Genomic DNA, 15524 nt, shown 5'->3' on the forward strand with positions numbered 1-15524 from the left:
AAAACAAGCTGCTCGCGGCGTCGGGAAGAGGGTTCGTGGGGCTGCTGCGCATTCATTTCACGGCGGACGACCTGGCGCGGACGACGGTCGCCGCGGGCGCGGACCCGTTGTGGGAGACCGTGCTCAGCCGCTTCCGGCTGCAGGACAGGGACAAGGCGCCGGCCTTCCGGCCCTGGGAGCGGGGGCTGCGCGAGAGCCCGGCCAGGCTGTCCAGGATGGCCTCCGGGTTGCGCTGGCTGACCGCGCTGGCGCCCGAGGCGCCGTACTTCCCCGACTTCCTCACGCCGGCGGCGGCACGTGACGGGCTGGAGGCCGGGCTGGAGGCCCTGCGCGCCACCCCGCGCCGCCGGTTCCGCCACGAGCTGGAGCTGCTCGCCCGGTACGCGCCCATTCCCGGCTGGCTGGGCGCGCTGGCCGAGCGCCCGTCCGCGCCCATGTCCGAGCTGGCCACCGCCCTGGCCGACTACCACGCCGCGGCCATCGCCCCGCACCGCGACCTCATCGAGCCCGCGGTGGAGGGCGACCGGGCCTGGCGCGTCGGCCACCTGGTCGGCTCCGGCGTCGAGGGGCTGCTGGGCAGCATGAAGCCGATGATGCGCTGGCGTTTCCCGGTGCTGGAGGTCGACTACAGCGTGGACCGGGAGCTGCACCTGCGCGGCCGGGGGCTGACGCTGGTGCCGTCCTATTTCTGCCGCCGCGTGCCGGTCTCGCTGGCCGATCCCGAACTGCCGCCGGTGCTGATCTACCCGATCGACGCCGGGTTCCGGTGGACGCCGGTCGCGCGGGTGTCCGGCTCGGTGGAGGCGCTGATCGGCGCCACCCGCGCGGCCGTCCTGCAGGCCGCCGGCGGCGGGGCCACCACCAGTGAGCTGGCCCGGCGGGCGGGGGTGTCGCTGGCGGCGGCCAGCCGGCACGCGAAGGTGCTGCGGGAGGCGGGCCTGATCAGGAGCGTGCGCCAGGGCCCCGCCGTGCTCAACCTGCTGACCCCGCTGGGCAGCGGCCTGCTTGAACGCCCCGGCCGTCACCTCGACCATTGAGTCAGGTCCGGTCGCGGTCAGCGATCAGGAGCGGAAGGAGTCAGCGTGCGAGTCGTCGTCATCGGCGCCGGAGTGGTCGGAGCGGCGGTCGCGGCCGGGCTCACCCGTCGCGGCGCGCAGGTCACCGTCCTGGAGGCGCGTACCCCGGGGTCCGGCACGACGTCCACGTCCCTCGCGTGGGTCAACGCCAACAACAAGACGCCCAAGGAGTACTTCGACCTCAACCACGCCGCCGTCTGGGCGCACCACCAGCTCCCCGGCGACTGGTTCTTCCCCACGGGCAACCTCGAGGTCGCGGTCTCCGACGAGCACAAGGAGCTCCTTGAGGCCCGCGTGGGGCGGCTGGCCGGCATGGGCTACCCGGTCGAACGGGTCACCGCCGGGCGCGCCCTCGCCCTGGAGCCCGACCTGGTCCCGCCGCCTCCCGGCGCCGAGTGCGTGTTCTTCCCCATGGAGGCGCACGTGCAGCCGCTGCGGCTGGTCGGGGGCCTGCTCGGCGAGGCCCGCGACGCCGGGGCCGTGGTCGCGTGCGGGGCGGAGGTGACCGCGATCGAGACCTCGCCGTCGGGGGTCAAGGTGACGGCGGCCGGCGGGCGGGCCTTCGGCGCCGACGTGGTGGTCACCTGCACGGGGCGCTGGACGCAGGGGGTGGCGGCGCTGGCCGGGGCCGAGGTGCCCATGCTCGACCCGGCCGTGTCCGGTGCGGTCACCAACGGTTTCCTCGTCACCACGGCCCCGGTGCCCGCCCGCCTGTCCCGCGTGCTCCACACCGGCGGGCTCAATCTGCGGCCGGACGGGGGCGGGCGGCTGGTGCTGCAGTCGCTGCCGCTGGACGGGCGGGCGGACCCGGCCGTCCCGGTGTCCGGCGACGTCCTCGACTCGATCATGGCCCTGCTGCCGGGCGTGCTGCGGGCGACGGACGGGGCCACGGTGGAGCGGGCGGTGGTCGGCCGGCGGGCGATGCCGGGGGACGGGCTCACGGTGGCGGGCTTCGCGGACGCCGAGCGGCGCGTGTACACGGTGGCCACGCACAGCGGGGTCACGCTGGCGCCGCTGCTGCTGGGGGAGGTGGCGGGGGAGCTGTACGGCGAGGAGTCGCCGCTGCTGGCGCCCTTCCGCCCGTCCCGCTTCGCCGGTGGCACCGCCGGGCCCGCCCCGGCTCCGGCGCGGCGGCCGGGGGAGCAGTGACCGGGGATCACCCGGCGGGGGCGACGTCCTTGATGAAGACGATCCCGTCCGTCTTGTCCAGGTGGTCGGGGTCGAGGCCGAAGTAGCTGCGGTTGGTGGAGGTGTCCGTCCGGAGGGTGAGCTTCGTCCCGGTGAGCGCTGAGGTCAGGCGCGCGGAGTCCACCAGGGAGTGGTTGTCCGGGAGGGTGTGGAGAACGCCTTCCACGGTGCCGGGCGGGGGGACGGCGAGGCCGTGGTGGGGCGCGGCGCCGAGGGCGGAGGCGAGGAAGGCGTACCCGCCGCCCAGGTGCGCGCTCACGATCGCCCCCGCGCTCCACCATTCCAGCAACAGGTCGACCGGCTGCCAGCCGGTCTGCCACGTGCTCAGGTGCCGCTGCAGGTGCGCGTTCCCGGCGAAGACCAGCGTCGGGCCGTACGGCGGCGCGATGGCCAGGAGGTTCTCGGCCATCATCCCGTCACGCAGCGACATCAGGCGTGCGACCCGGGCGGGCGACGGGTCGGCCATGCCCGCGTGGTAGCGGAGCAGGCCCGTGGCCGTGCGCCCGTGCAGGGCGGCCCGCCACCACGCCTCGCGCGAGGTCGCCGAGATCAGGCGCGGCGACTCGGTCATGAGCACGGCCATGAGGTCGTCGGCGATCAGGCGCAGTTCGGCGGCCTCGGCGCGGCGGCCGACGGACTGGGCGGGGTCCATGACGGCGGCGGGGTTCGTCCAGCGGGAGTCGTCGCCGAGCAGCCGGTCGACGGTATCGGAGGGCAGGACGTCCAGGTGCGCGGCGAGGTAGCCGTGCAGCCCGGTGAGCGCCTGACGGGGGCTGCCCGGGCCGGACATCTCCAGTGGGCCGTCGAAGCCGAAGAAGCGGATCCGCTCGGGCGCGGGCCGGCCCCGGTTGTGGGCCCGCATCCACTCCAGGAGCTCCCGGTTGGCGGCCGACGCGCCGAAACCGTGGCTGAAGCCGTGCCGCATGACGTCGTCGAGCGTCCCCACGCCCTCCGCGACGTACGCGTCCACGGCCAGCCCCATGAGACAGTCGCTCTCGATCGCGATCGAGCGGTACCCCTCGTGCTCGACGAGATGGCGGAAGACCTCGTTGCGCAGCCGGATCAGCGCCTCCTCGCCGTGCATGGCCTCGCCGAGCCCGAGCAGCCGGGGCGGCTCGGGCAACGAGCGGAGCAGCCGCGAGAGCGCGGCGCCCCCGAAGGGCAGGGTGGCGGGACGGATCGGTGAAGACATACCTTCAACCGTATCGTTGAACCTTCTGTGTAAACTTTTCCCATGCCCCGCGAGCGACTCAGACCCGTGGACCTGGCGCGTGAGCACGGCCTGTCCACGCAGGCGATCCGGAACTACGAAGAGGCGGGCATCCTCCCGCCGGCCGCGCGCACGCCTCACGGCTACCGCACCTACACCCCGGTCCACCGGGAGGCCCTGCGCGCCTTCCTCGCGCTGATCCCCGGCCATGGCCACCAGACGGCCACCTCGATCATGCAGGAGGTGAACAGGGGCGCGGACGAGCAGGCCCTGCGGCTCATCGACGAGAGCCACGCCCAGCTGCTCGACGACCGCCGGACGCTGGTGGCCGTGGAGCGGGCGCTGCGCGACCTGACGTCGGAGGAGGCGCCCGGACCGGCGACGCCGCCGGAGCGCCCCGGGCCCGGCGGCGCCACCTTCATCGGCCCGCTGGCCAGGCAGCTCGGGATCAGGCCCGCGACCCTGCGCAAGTGGGAGCGCGCCGGGCTGGTCGGCCCGCGCCGCGACCCTCAAACCGGCTACCGCGTCTACACCGCCGCCGACGTACGCGACGCCCGGCTGGCCCACCAGCTCAGGCGGGGTGGCTACCTGCTGGAGCAGATCGCGCCGCTGCTCGCCCAGGTGCGCTCCGCCGGCGGGATCGCGCCCCTGGAGGCGACCTTGCGCGACTGGCGGGCCCGGCTGACGGCCCGCGGGCGCGCCATGCTGACCGGCGCCGCCGGGCTCGACGCGTACCTGAGCCACCCCGCCCGTGCCGACGCGACCCCGAAAGATTAGGATACGGAGCAGCTCTGTATCTTAATTAGCCATGACAGGCAGACGGGAACACGCCATGGGTGCCTACGTGCTCGGCTTCCACGACATCGACAAGACCCTGCTCCCCCTGGTCGGCGGCAAGGGGGCCAACCTCGGCGAGCTGTCCGCCGTCGACGGGGTACGGGTGCCGCCGGGCTTCTGCGTCACCACCGAGGCCTACCGCGCGGTCGTCGAGCCGGACGCGACGATCGCCACGCTGATCGACGGGCTCTGCGGGCTGCGCGCGGACGACCGTGCCGGGATCGCCGAGGCGTGCGCCCGGCTCCGGGAGGCCGTCGAGACGCTGCCGGTGCCGGCCGGGATCGAGGACGACATCCTGCGCCGGCTCGGGGAGCTCGGCGACGTGCCCTGCGCGGTGCGTTCCAGCGCCACCGCCGAGGACCTGCCCTCCAGCTCGTTCGCCGGCCAGCAGGACACGTACCTGAACGTCAGGGGAGCCCCGGCGGTGCTCGCGAGCGTGCGGCGCTGCTGGGCGTCGCTGTTCACCGACCGGGCGGTGGCCTACCGGATCAAGAGCGGCTTCGGGCACCGCGCGGTCCGCGTGTCCGTGGTCGTGCAGGAGATGGTCTTCCCCGAGGCGGCGGGCATCATGTTCACCGCCGACCCGGTGACGTGCAACCGGAAGGTGGTCTCGATCGACGCCGGGTTCGGCCTCGGCGAGGCGTTTGTGTCGGGCGTGGCCAACGCCGACAACTACCGCGTCCGCGCGGGCGAGATCATCACGCGCAACGTCGTCACCCAGACCGTCGAGCTGCGCCCCGCGCCGGACGGCGGCACGGAGGAGCGGGAGATCGAGCCCGCCCGCCGGCACGTCCAGACCCTGAGCGACGAGCAGATCGTCCGCCTCGAACGCCTCGGCCGCCGCGTCGAGAGCCACTTCGGCCGCCCGCAGGACATCGAGTGGGGCCTGGTCGGCGGCGAGTTCCAGGTCCTGCAGAGCCGCCCGATCACCACGCTCTACCCGGTGCCCGAGACGGGCGACGGCAAGAACCACGTCTTCATGTCGTACGGCCACCGGCAGATGATGACCGACGCCTTCAAGCCCCTCGGCCTGTCGGTGTTCGCGCTCCTGCACGACCGGCTGGGCCGCTCGGCCGGCACGGTGTCCGGCGGCCGGTTCTACAAGGACGTCTCGCCCGAGCTGTCCTCGACATGGGCCCGCGCGGTCACGCTCAAGAGCCTCGGCCAGGTGGACGTCCTCATGGCCAACGCCCTGCGCCAGGTCCTGACCAGGAAGGACTTCGTACGCGACCTGGCCCACGGCAAGACCTCGATGCTGGACTTCGGCGAGGGCGGGCTGCTGCCGATGGCCCGCCAATATCTGAAGATGTCCGGCAAGGACGACGCCGCGGCCGTGCCCGAGCTGATCGCCGAGAACGAGCGGACGGTTGAGGAGCTGCGGCGCGGCATCGCGGGCAAGGCGGGGGACGAGCTGTTCGCGTACATTCTGGACGACCACGACGTGCTGGCCCGGCTCACGTTCGACCCGCGCAGCGTGGCGGCGGCCTTCGTCGGCATCCAGGCGGTGAACTGGGTCAACAAGCGCATGAAAGCCTGGCTCGGCGTGCGGAACGCCGCCGACGCCATCGCCCAGTCCGCCGACCACAACGTGGTGGCCGCCATGGGCCTCGACCTGCTGGACGTCGCGGACGCCGTCCGCCCCTGCCCGGCGGTGGTCGAGCACCTCGAACGCGCCGGACGGGACACGATCCTGACCGGGCTCGACGGCCTGGAGGGCGGCCCCGAGGCCCGCCGCGCCCTGGAGGGTTACCTGCGCACGTACGGGATGCACTGCTCGGGCGACATCGACATCACCAGGACCCGGTGGAGCGAGGACCCCACCCAGCTCGTCCCGCTCCTGCTGAGCAACGTCAGGAACTTCGCGCCCGGCGAGCGCGCCCGCAAGGTGGAACGGGGCCGCGCCGAGGCCGAGCGCACCGTCGCCGGCCTGCTCGAACGGCTCAGGGCGCTGCCGGGCGGCGAGCGCAAGGCCAAGAAGGCGGCCCGGCAGATGAGCCTCATCCGCCACTTCATCGGCTACCGCGAGTACTCCAAGCACGCCCTGCTCCAGAGGTACGAGCTGTACAAGCGGGCGCTGCTCGCCGAGGCCGCGCGGCTCGTCGCCCGCGGGGCGATCAGGGACCCGCAGGACGTGTACTTCCTGTCGCTGGAGGAGTTCCGGCAGGCCGCGCGGACCGGGCGGCTCGACTACCCCCTCGTCGAGGAGCGCCGGGAGGCGTTCGAGGAGTACCGCAAGCTGACGCCGCCGCGCGTCATCACCTCCGAGGGCGAGGTGATCTCCGGCGAGTACGACACCGGCGCCCTGCCCGAGGGCGCGCTGGCGGGCATCGCCGTGTCGTCGGGCGTCGTCGAGGGGCGCGCCCGCATCGTGCTGAACATGGACGAGGCGGCGGTCGAGGAGGGCGACATCCTCGTCACCGTCTACACCGACCCGAGCTGGTCGCCGCTGTTCGTCTCGGTCAAGGGCGTGGTGATGGAGGTCGGCGGAGTGATGACCCACGGCGCGGTGGTCGCCAGGGAGTACGGGCTGCCCGCGGTCGTCGGCGTGGAGAACGCCACCCGGCGCATCGAGGACGGCCGGATGATCCGGGTCAACGGCACCGAGGGGTACGTCGAACTGCTCTGACCAGGCCGGCGCTGTACCGAGCGGTGGCGGCCAGGCTGATCGGCCCGGCCCCGGCCCCCGTGAGGGTCAGGGGCCCGGGCGGAACGGCCCGGCGTGCTTGAGGGTCTGCAGGACGGGAGCGGTCTCGATGGTGCGGATCTCGGCCAGCGCTCCCAGGCGGTGGGTGATGTAGCGGTGCAGGTGATCGGTGCCCGAGCACAGCGCGTGGGCCAGCAGGTTGGTGGGGCCGGTGGTGTGGGCGACGGCGGCGAGCTCGTCGTGGCCCGCCAGAGCGGTCGCCACGTGGTCGAGGTGCGCCGGCGCGATCGCCATCCAGAGCACGGCCTGCGTCGCGACGCCGAGGAGGACGGGGTCGATCTCGACGTCGAAGAAGATCGTGCCGTGGGCGCGCAGGTCGGTCAGGCGCCGCGCCACTGTGGCCTCGGACCAGCCGGTGGCCCTGGCCAGGTCGGCGTAACTGGCGCGGCCGTCGTGGCGCAGGGCGTCGAGCAGGTCCTGGTCGGCGCGGTCCGGTGACAGCCGGCCGGGCGGCGTGGCGTGGGCCGGCGCGAGCTGCTGCCGCTGCCGGTCGTCGAGGGTCTGGGCGATGCCTCGCCACGCGGTGGGCCCGCCCCGGTAGGGGTGGAGCAGGTACTGGGCGGAGACCGCGGTGATCCCCGCCTTCCTGGGCAGGTCGTGCAGCAGCATCGAGGGCGGGTCGTCCACGCCGTGCGGGACGTGGATCATGGCGAAGATCTCGGTGCCGCCGGACAGCAGCTTGATCCAGGACGTGTCGGGCCGCCGGGCCAGCGCGTGGGCGAGCGTACGGGTGGTGGCCGGGCTGGTGGTCAGGCGGACCACCCACTGGCTGCTCCCCACCCGGCGAGGGTCGGGGAGCCCGACGACCCGCAGGGAGGCGTTCGCGCGCAGCCGCTGGTAGCGGCGGGCCACGGTCTGGGTGGACACGCCGAGGACCCGGCCGATGCCGCTGAACGGCGCCCGCCCGTCGATGTGCAGGGCATGGATCACACTGCGGTCCAGATCGTCGAGCATGGATAAATCATGCACGAGAAGGGGCAAGCCGGAAAAATAGCTCGAACATCGCCGGCATTGCGGAATCGCCGGTGCCGCCGGCGGCAGCCTTGGTCGCGGAGGTCATCCGTACGACTGAGGGGGAATGAGACATGCCGGTTCGGGAAGATCCGAAAGCGGCCTACCGGTGGCGATGGCTCGTGCTGGGCGCGCTGCTGACCGCCGAGGCGATGAACGTGCTGGACGCGACGATCGTGCAGGTCGCGGCGCCGGTGATCCGGGCCGGGCTCGGCGGTTCCGAGTCGGCCATCCAATGGTTCAGCTCGGCCTACACGCTGCCGTTCGCGGCGTTCCTGATCCTGGGCGGCCGGTTGGGAGACCTGTTCGGGCGCAGGCGCGTGTTCCTGATCGGGGTCGCGGGGTTCGCGACGGCATCGTCGTGCTGCGCGCTGGCGCCCACCGCCGGGGCGCTGATCGGCGCGCGGACGGTCCAGGGCACGGCCGCCGCCCTGATCATCCCGCAGACGATCGGGTTGATCCGCTCCATGTTCGACGGCTCCGAACTGGCCAAGGCGATGGGCGCCATCGGGCCCGTCATGGGCCTGTCGGTGGTCTTCGGGCCGATGCTCGGCGCCGTGCTCACCCACGCCGACCTGTTCGGCTCCTCGTGGCGGTCGGCGTTCCTGGTCAACGTGCCCCTCGCCGTCGCCGTGCTCGCGGCCGGCCCCGTGGCGCGCGAGGACAGGGCCGCGCGGGCGTCCCGGCTGGACCTGCCCGGGACCGGCCTGGTGGTGCTGGGGGCGGGGCTGGTCGTCTACCCGCTCATCGAGGGCGGCGACGCCCTGCGGCCGGGGTGGAGCGCGGCCCTGCTCGTCGCCGGCGCCCTCGTCCTGGTGGCGTTCGGGCTCCATCAGCGCCGCCGTGCCCGGCGCGGGCGCGTTCCCCTGATCGAGCCGAGCCTGTTCGGCGACCGGGTCTTCCCGGCCGCGCTGGCGACCTCGACGCTGCTCTTCGCGGTGACCACCGGGCTGATGCTGGTCGTCGTGCTGCAGGTGCAGCTCGGCCTGGGCCGCGACGTCCTGACCGCCGGGCTGACCCTGCTCCCGTGGTCGGTCGGGATGGCGATCTCCTCCGCGGTCGTGGGCACGCGGATGACGCCCGGCAACCAGTGGCGGATCATGTTCGCCGGGCTCGCGACGCTGTTCGCCGGGCTGCTCGGCGCCCTCGCCGCCTACCTGGCCGCGTACCCGTGGCTGCTGGTGGCGGCGCTCCTGGTGAGCGGGGCCGGGAACGGCATGGCCACCGTGCCGTTCTTCACCGCCGCCCTGGCGCGCCTGCGCCCCCATCAGGTCGGGTCGGCGGCCGGGCTGCTGAATGCCGTCCAGCAGTTCGGCGGCACGCTGGGGATCGCCCTCCTCGGCAGCGTCTTCCTCCACCGCCTGGTCGGCGGCCCGGACGCGAACGCCGCGGCGGCGCTCGCGTTCGGGCTCGCCCTCGTGCTGCTGGCCGCGACGGCCGTCGCGGCGGCGTTCATGCGGACCCCTGCGGGGCGCTCGCCGGAACAGGAGCATGCGACCACGGGCGAGCCGTCCCGGCTCTGACCCCTCAGGCGGTGCCGCGGGGATTGCCGATGACCTAGCGGCATCGGGCGGGGCTCCGAGATTGTCGGGGGTGATCGCTAGGGTCACCGTCATGGTTGACGCAGCGGAGGTGGGGGCATGCGCCGGTTCTTCCCGGCCCGCTTCGGAGGTGGCCGGATGAGCGCCTGGGAGCGCCTGGTCAAGCCGGCCAAGGGCGGTGACGTGGCGCGGGTCTTCCGCCTGCTGCTGGAGCTGGACGCCGACGAGCGCAAGGCGGTGGCGGCGCGGCTGCCCGACCACATGGCGGCGGTGCGGGAGGACAGGTGGTCCTCCTGGCGCCGGCAGCTCAGGCCGTTGCGGCTGGTGGGCGTGGCATGCCTGGGCGGTGCCGCGGCCGTCACGGCGTGGCTGTTCAAGCGCGAGTTCCTGTGGGCCGAGAGCGAGGACGACGAGCGGATCGTCCTGCTGCTGCGCCATCGGCCGGCCGAGTGGCGGGCGGACGTGGCGCGCCGCGTCGCCGGGCGTCTGCGCCTCAACGACATGCGGCACTGGGCGGTGGCCGCGGCGCTGGTGCGCGAGACCGGGATCGAGCCGCCCGACGGCGACGTGTTCATGGTGGGCTGGTTACGCGCGCTCCACCCGGGGACGGCGGTCACCGATCCGCTGTTCACGGCGTTCGCGCCGCGGCTGTTCGAGATCGACGGCCTGGCCGAGGCCCTGCCCGGGCAGGTGGGCACGATCGCCCGGCTGGTCGAGGACGGCCGGCTGGAGCGCAAGCGGGTCATCGACGGCATCGTGGGGCGGCTGCTGCGTGACGGGCCGTCGGCGGCGAGCGCCCTGGCCGTCCTGCACGATCGGCTCGACCTCGACATCGACGAGGCCGCCGAGCGGGCCAGAGACTACACCCGGCTGCTGCCCGCCGGGCCGGTGGCGGTGGCCGATCTGGCGCTGGCGCAGCTGCGGCGGCTGGAGGAGGCGGGGCGGCTGGAGGAGGATTTGTTCGCCGAGGCGGTGGAGGCGCTGGCGTTCCGGCCGGAGAAGAAGCTGCTGCGCGCGGCCCTGTCGTGGGCCGGCGACGCCGTGCTGCGCGACGCGCGCCGGGCGGACGTCGTGCTGGCCGCCATGTCCCTGATCTTCGCGCAGGACACCCTGGCGCTGCAGGAGCGCGCCGTGCGGCTGGCCGTCAAACTGGCGCCGCGGGCGGGGGAGGCCGGCCGCGAGGCGGTGCGGCAGGCGGCGCCCGGGCTGCCCGAGGAGCTGCGCGAGCGGGTCTCCGCGGCCTACGGGGGCGGCATCGCCGCCGAGGACATGCACGTCACGCCGCTGCCGGCGGTGGGGGAAGGGCCGGCGTTGCCGCCGCCGTACGCCTCGCCGGACCAGCTCGTCCGCGCGGCGGCCGCCGACAACGTGGACCCGCACACGTTCGAACGGCTCCTGGCCGGGCTGGTCGAGTGGTCGCGGCGGGCGCCCGACGCCCTGCGTGAGGAGCTGCGCCCCTGGTGGCAGCCGCTCGATCCGTGGTTCTTCGGCCACTACGAGCACGGGAGCCTCGACGGGGAGATCCATGCCGTGCGGCGGGCCTTCCTGGCGTTCGCCTCCCCCGAGACCAGTGCTTCGCTGCCGAAGCCCGACGTCCGGCAGCCGCCGACCCTGGGCGGGTTCAAGCAGCTCTACCTCGGCCGCGCCCACGAGCTCGCGCTGTCGTTCCTGGCGGGCGACGGCTGTCCGGTCCTGCTGGCCACGCCCACGGCGGGCAGCGGCCACGTCGACCCCGAGGTGCTGCTCGACCGCTTCGAGCGGCTGGAGGCCGCCGGGGCGCGGGCGCTGCCCGCCGACCTGATCCAGGCCCTGCTGCGGCTGCCCCGCGACATCCCGGACGCGTGCGTGCGGCGGGCGGAGCAGCTGACCTCGGAGGCGGGCCGGGCGTGCGCCGACTGGATGCGCGGCGGCGGGCCCGCCGATCCGCGGGTCAAAGTCTACCTGCGCGAGCAGCGCACGAGTCTTTACCTGTCGTTCTCGCACGTCCTGCACCCCGTGCTGGACGTGCCGGACGACCTTCCCGAGGAGCTGCGCCCGCTGTGGCGGCCGGAGGCCGGTTACGCGTTCTCACTGGCCTGGTGGCCGCTCGCCATGCCCTCCCATCGGGAGGTCGTGGCCGCGCACATGGTCTGGATGTTGTCGATCGGCATGGAGTCCGGCGACCAGCAGACGCACGCGCTGGGCGCGCTGGCCCACGGCGACGGGCCGCTCGGCAGCGGCGTGGCGCACGCGCTCGCCTGCGGCATGGGCCACGCCCACGCCGCCAACCGGGCCGCCGCCACCGATGCCCTCCTGACCCTGGCCGCGCGCGGCCAGGTGCCCGCGCAGGTGCTGGGCGAGACGCTGACGGCGCTGGTCGTGAAGGGGTTCGTCAAGCTCAACCGGGTGGTGTCGGTGCTCGACGACGCCACCCAGGCGGGGGCGCACGAGGCGGTGTGGGAGGTGGTGGTGCGGCTGCTGCCCGGGCTCCTGCCCCAGGACGGCGAGCGGCCCCGCGCGGGGCTGGCCGACCTGCTGGCGGCGGGGGCTCGGGCGGCCAGGATCGCCGGTGTGCGCGCCGAGCTGCCGGAGGTGGCGGCGGTGGCGGCCCGCAAGGGGTCGAGCAGGCTGGTCCAGGAGGCGCGGCGGCTGCAGCAGCTGGTCACCACGCCTAAGAAATCTACTTTGTAAAGGCGCCGGGCTTGTGGTCGACCTCGATCTCCCACAGAACACCCTTGTCGACAAGGTCGAAAGGCTGCTGGCGCCGGCCACCGTCGCCGGGTGGCGGCGATTGGAGCCCTGGGCGGTCGCACGGGCGGAGCTGAGCCGTCCGCCCGGCGCGGTGATCGTGAAGTGGATGCGGCCCCATCGGCCCGGTCCGGATCGTTCGCAGTCGTGGCGGCTGCGGAGCGAGGTGGCCGCCTTGCGGTTCCTGTCCGACGACCTCGGCGTGCGGCTGGCTCCACGGGTGGTGGCCGCGGACCTGGAGGCGGGGGTGGTGGTGCTGGAGGATCTGGGGCCGCGGGTGGCGTTGGACGGCCTGCTGCGGGCCGACGGCGCGGCTGCGCACGGGGAGCGGTTGGCGGCGTTCGCCCGGGTGCGCGGCGAGCTCAACGCCGTGACGGCCGGGCGGGCGGAGGACTATTACGCGCGCAGGGCGGCGCTGGGCGCGGTGGATCGGGCGGAGGATTGCGCGGGGAGGTTCGCCGGGTTCCGGGAGGAGGGCCGGCTGCAGGTCGCGGCCCTGGGGCTGGAGGTGGCGGGCGGGGCCGAGCGGGAGCTGGCGGTGGTGCTGGAGGAGCTGGGGGATCCGGGGCCGTTCCTGGCGTTGAGCAACGGTGACGCCGAGGCGAACAACGTGCTCGTGCGGTCGTCGGGGGCGCCGGACGCGCGGGTGATCGATTTCGAGTTCGCGGGGTTCACGCACGCGCTGCACGATGCGGTCTGCCTGTACGTTCCGGGCCCCGCGTGGTTGTCGGTGGACGGCGGGATGGGGGAGGCGTACCGGCGGGCGCTGGCCGCGGGGGTGCCGGAGGCGGAGGACGATCGGCGGTTCGGTTTCGGGCTGGCGGCAGCGTGTTTCGCGTACGCGTTGCTGCGGTTGCAGCGGTTGTCCCTGCTGGACGGGCGGGCGGCGGGTGACGACAGCCGGGTGCAGCTGGTGGCGACGGTGGAGGCGGCTTCGCGGGTGGCGGAGTCGTTCGGGGTGCTGCCGGGGCTGGCCGGGTGGGGGTGGCGGGTGGCCGAGGCGCTGCGGCGGCGGTGGCCGGACGCGGATGTGGACGTGGCGGGGTTACCGGCGTTCGTGCCGCGTCGCCACTGAAGGAGGCAGGGGTGCTGCTCCTGCGCGGGCCGCGGGTGGCTGGAGGCGGCCTGCGCGCCGAACATGACATCGACCAGCTCAGGGGGATGCAACACCATCCCGACCTCATCGAGGCCGCGCCGTCAGCTGTATAAGCATGGCTGATACGCCAGTCAGAAATCATCGTTGGCCTTCACGGGGGTGGCTGAGCAAGGATTTTCGCATGTCTGATACCACCAGCAACCCAGGCAACCCTGACTCCGCCGCAGGCAACGCGACCGCGCCTGCCCCGGCGGCCTTCCGCCGCGCCCGAGCGGAAGGCAACGAGCGGTTGCGTGCCTTTGGTTCCGTGTTCGAGTCGTTCTTCGCGTTGGATGGCCTGGCCTATCGGCATGGCGTCCTTCCTGCCGCCACCAAGGAACTACTCGGTCTGGTCATCTCGGTGGTGAAGGACTGCGAGGAGTGTGTCTACTACCACCTCGAACGCTGCGACGAGGAGCAGGTCAGTCGTGGTCAGGTGATCGAAGCTTTGCAGATCGCGCTCGTGGGGGCTGGGTCGGTGACCGTCCCGCTGCTGCGCCGGGCGGTCAGTTTCATGTCCCAGCTCCCCCGGCTGGGAGAGCCCGGGGCCGTAGTCCGGTCCCATGAAGACTAGGAATTGCTCCACAAGAACGCCAAAGGGTGGAAATCCTCCAACTCCGCGACCGGATGGCTGACGCACAACCGCTACGAACACGTTTGTGTGGGCCCATGGGCTCGCGGCGGAGACGTGCGGGCACACGGAGCATTCCGGCTCACGCGTCATGAGCCCACTTTCGGAGGCGGCCGATTCAGTGCCCCGGAACGACAAGATCCCATCTGGTCTCGATGATGAGGTAGGGACCGATCTGCTTCAGTTCGGCTGTCTCACGAACAGCCTGGGATGCTGAGAGGCGGGAGCTCGGGGCGCGTTCAGCAGTTATCTGGGGTTCTTGAGCGAAGTAGCTGGTCAGCCGCTTGAAGGTCGGTAAGGCATGTCAGGCAAGTAGGCTGGCCGCGGCTGCCGCTGGTGGATCAACGAGCGGCCAGATCGCGAAAGGGAGTTCGGGTGTCCTTGCAGCCGCTGCGGAAGATTCTCCAGGCCAACCGCTATCCCGGTCGGAGCGTGGTGTGGGCCAGGACTCTCGATGGTGTGATGTGTGGCGGCTATGTCCTGACCGGCCGTAGCCAGGCGTCGAAGGCGCGTGCTTTGCGCCTGGTCGGTCACGAACTCGTCGTCGGCCCAACCGATCCAACCCCGAACGATCCGCTGCGACACTACGTTGCCGCCACGCAACGTGATGGCTGGCTTGTGTTCGGGAACGGGGAGCAGGTAGCCGCCGTGGCCGATCACCTGCAGGCGGGACGGCCGCCGGCGCTCGCGCTGGACGGCCTGGACTATGAACCTGATCCGCCGATCTTCACGCCGCGAATCACGGTGATCGTGAATCTGGCCTCCCCTGCGGATGCCTGGTTCGGCGCTGCCCGTCGCAGCCTCAGCGACCGAACCACGACCAATCTGCTGACTCTCTCCATCCGGGATCTGGCTCCCGGTGATGCCGTGCTGATGACCACCTATGTATCCGATGGCCAGTTCCTGGTCACCGGAGAGCCGTTCCTCGAAGCCCTGACCGAAGCAGCCGATCAGCATGAGTTCCTGGAGGAGTTGTGGGAAGCACTTGTTCCGCAATTCCGGGTGGCGGCCGCGACCTTCACGCCCCAAGACCTTGATGGGACGGCTCTGCGCCACCAAGGTCCGTAGCTGGGTGCGTCCGCAGGATGGCTGCCATAGCGCGAAGGCGGCCCTGGTCAGCCTGCCGCCGGCTCGGTGAGCCGGGTTTCCAGGTCGGCGATCATCTGCGTGAGCAGGCTGGTGTTCTCGTGCCGGACTGCCTGCGGGCCGACCTTGTCGATGCCGGCGACTTTCGTGATGCACTCGTCGGCGGCTTGGGCCATCGTGGCGAACTCCTTGCGCGCGATCGAGTGGGGGTTGCCGGCCTCGAAGGTGGTGGCGCGGTGCATGTCCTTGACCGATGTCATCGCCGCTCGTGCGGCGGACATCGCGTCGCGGGCGCTGAACTCATCGCCGTGTCCGTGGCGCATGTAGCGGGTGACCCAGACCCGGCACCGGGGGCCGGGTCGGTCGAGGGCATCGGGG

12 protein-coding genes are annotated in these 15524 nt (G+C 72.8%); 9 read left to right on the top strand and 3 right to left on the bottom strand.

What is annotated here, in order from left to right; genetic code table 11:
• Nucleotides 1-35 precede the first annotated feature (35 nt).
• Both ACIBQ1_RS43775 and ACIBQ1_RS43780 read left to right on the top strand, forming a co-directional pair.
• Complete coding sequence (locus tag ACIBQ1_RS43775; protein WP_397286688.1) at nucleotides 36-1037, top strand: ArsR/SmtB family transcription factor; 1002 nt, start codon at nucleotides 36-38, stop codon at nucleotides 1035-1037.
• A gap of 45 nt (nucleotides 1038-1082) precedes the next feature.
• A complete protein-coding gene (locus ACIBQ1_RS43780) occupies nucleotides 1083-2225 on the top strand; it encodes an NAD(P)/FAD-dependent oxidoreductase (protein ID WP_397286690.1) in 1143 nt (380 codons plus the stop codon).
• Nucleotides 2226-2232: 7 nt separating this feature from the next.
• On the opposite strand, the gene ACIBQ1_RS43785 is transcribed toward ACIBQ1_RS43780, so the two are convergent.
• Entirely contained in the window at nucleotides 2233-3456 is a 1224-nt protein-coding gene (locus tag ACIBQ1_RS43785; protein WP_397286692.1) for an erythromycin esterase family protein, read from the bottom strand.
• A gap of 42 nt (nucleotides 3457-3498) precedes the next feature.
• On the opposite strand from ACIBQ1_RS43785, the gene ACIBQ1_RS43790 reads away from it, so the two are divergent.
• Nucleotides 3499-4251, top strand: a complete 753-nt coding sequence (locus tag ACIBQ1_RS43790; RefSeq protein WP_397286694.1) for a TioE family transcriptional regulator — start codon at nucleotides 3499-3501, stop codon at nucleotides 4249-4251.
• A 31-nt stretch (nucleotides 4252-4282) separates the two neighbouring features.
• On the top strand, nucleotides 4283-6937 hold the full coding sequence (gene rph / locus ACIBQ1_RS43795; protein WP_397286696.1) for a rifamycin-inactivating phosphotransferase: 2655 nt from the start codon (nucleotides 4283-4285) through the stop codon (nucleotides 6935-6937).
• 66 nt (nucleotides 6938-7003) lie between these two features.
• Here rph and ACIBQ1_RS43800 read toward each other — a convergent pair whose 3' ends face one another.
• The gene (locus tag ACIBQ1_RS43800; RefSeq protein WP_397286698.1) at nucleotides 7004-7969 is read right to left on the bottom strand and encodes an Lrp/AsnC family transcriptional regulator; all 966 of its coding nucleotides are present in this window, start codon (nucleotides 7967-7969) and stop codon (nucleotides 7004-7006) included.
• 131 nt (nucleotides 7970-8100) lie between these two features.
• On the opposite strand from ACIBQ1_RS43800, the gene ACIBQ1_RS43805 reads away from it, so the two are divergent.
• The 5 genes from ACIBQ1_RS43805 (at nucleotide 8101) to ACIBQ1_RS43825 (ending at nucleotide 15128) form a co-directional block, all read left to right on the top strand.
• Entirely contained in the window at nucleotides 8101-9549 is a 1449-nt protein-coding gene (locus ACIBQ1_RS43805; RefSeq protein WP_397286700.1) for an MFS transporter, read from the top strand.
• A 117-nt stretch (nucleotides 9550-9666) separates the two neighbouring features.
• Nucleotides 9667-12237, top strand: coding sequence for a DUF6493 family protein (locus ACIBQ1_RS43810; protein ID WP_397286702.1), 2571 nt, complete (start codon nucleotides 9667-9669; stop codon nucleotides 12235-12237).
• Between the two features lie 13 nt (nucleotides 12238-12250).
• A complete protein-coding gene (locus ACIBQ1_RS43815; RefSeq protein ID WP_397286704.1) occupies nucleotides 12251-13369 on the top strand; it encodes a hypothetical protein in 1119 nt (372 codons plus the stop codon).
• A 202-nt stretch (nucleotides 13370-13571) separates the two neighbouring features.
• On the top strand, nucleotides 13572-14003 hold the full coding sequence (locus tag ACIBQ1_RS43820; protein ID WP_397286706.1) for a carboxymuconolactone decarboxylase family protein: 432 nt from the start codon (nucleotides 13572-13574) through the stop codon (nucleotides 14001-14003).
• A gap of 432 nt (nucleotides 14004-14435) precedes the next feature.
• On the top strand, nucleotides 14436-15128 hold the full coding sequence (locus tag ACIBQ1_RS43825; protein ID WP_397286708.1) for an IMP cyclohydrolase: 693 nt from the start codon (nucleotides 14436-14438) through the stop codon (nucleotides 15126-15128).
• Nucleotides 15129-15175: 47 nt separating this feature from the next.
• On the opposite strand, the gene ACIBQ1_RS43830 is transcribed toward ACIBQ1_RS43825, so the two are convergent.
• Nucleotides 15176-15406: a hypothetical protein gene (locus ACIBQ1_RS43830; RefSeq protein WP_397286710.1), complete on the bottom strand. Its 231-nt coding sequence runs from the start codon at nucleotides 15404-15406 to the stop codon at nucleotides 15176-15178.
• Between the last annotated feature and the right edge of the window lie 118 nt (nucleotides 15407-15524).

It is taken from the genome of Nonomuraea sp. NPDC050153, assembly GCF_044460125.1.
Lineage (GTDB): Bacteria > Actinomycetota > Actinomycetes > Streptosporangiales > Streptosporangiaceae > Nonomuraea.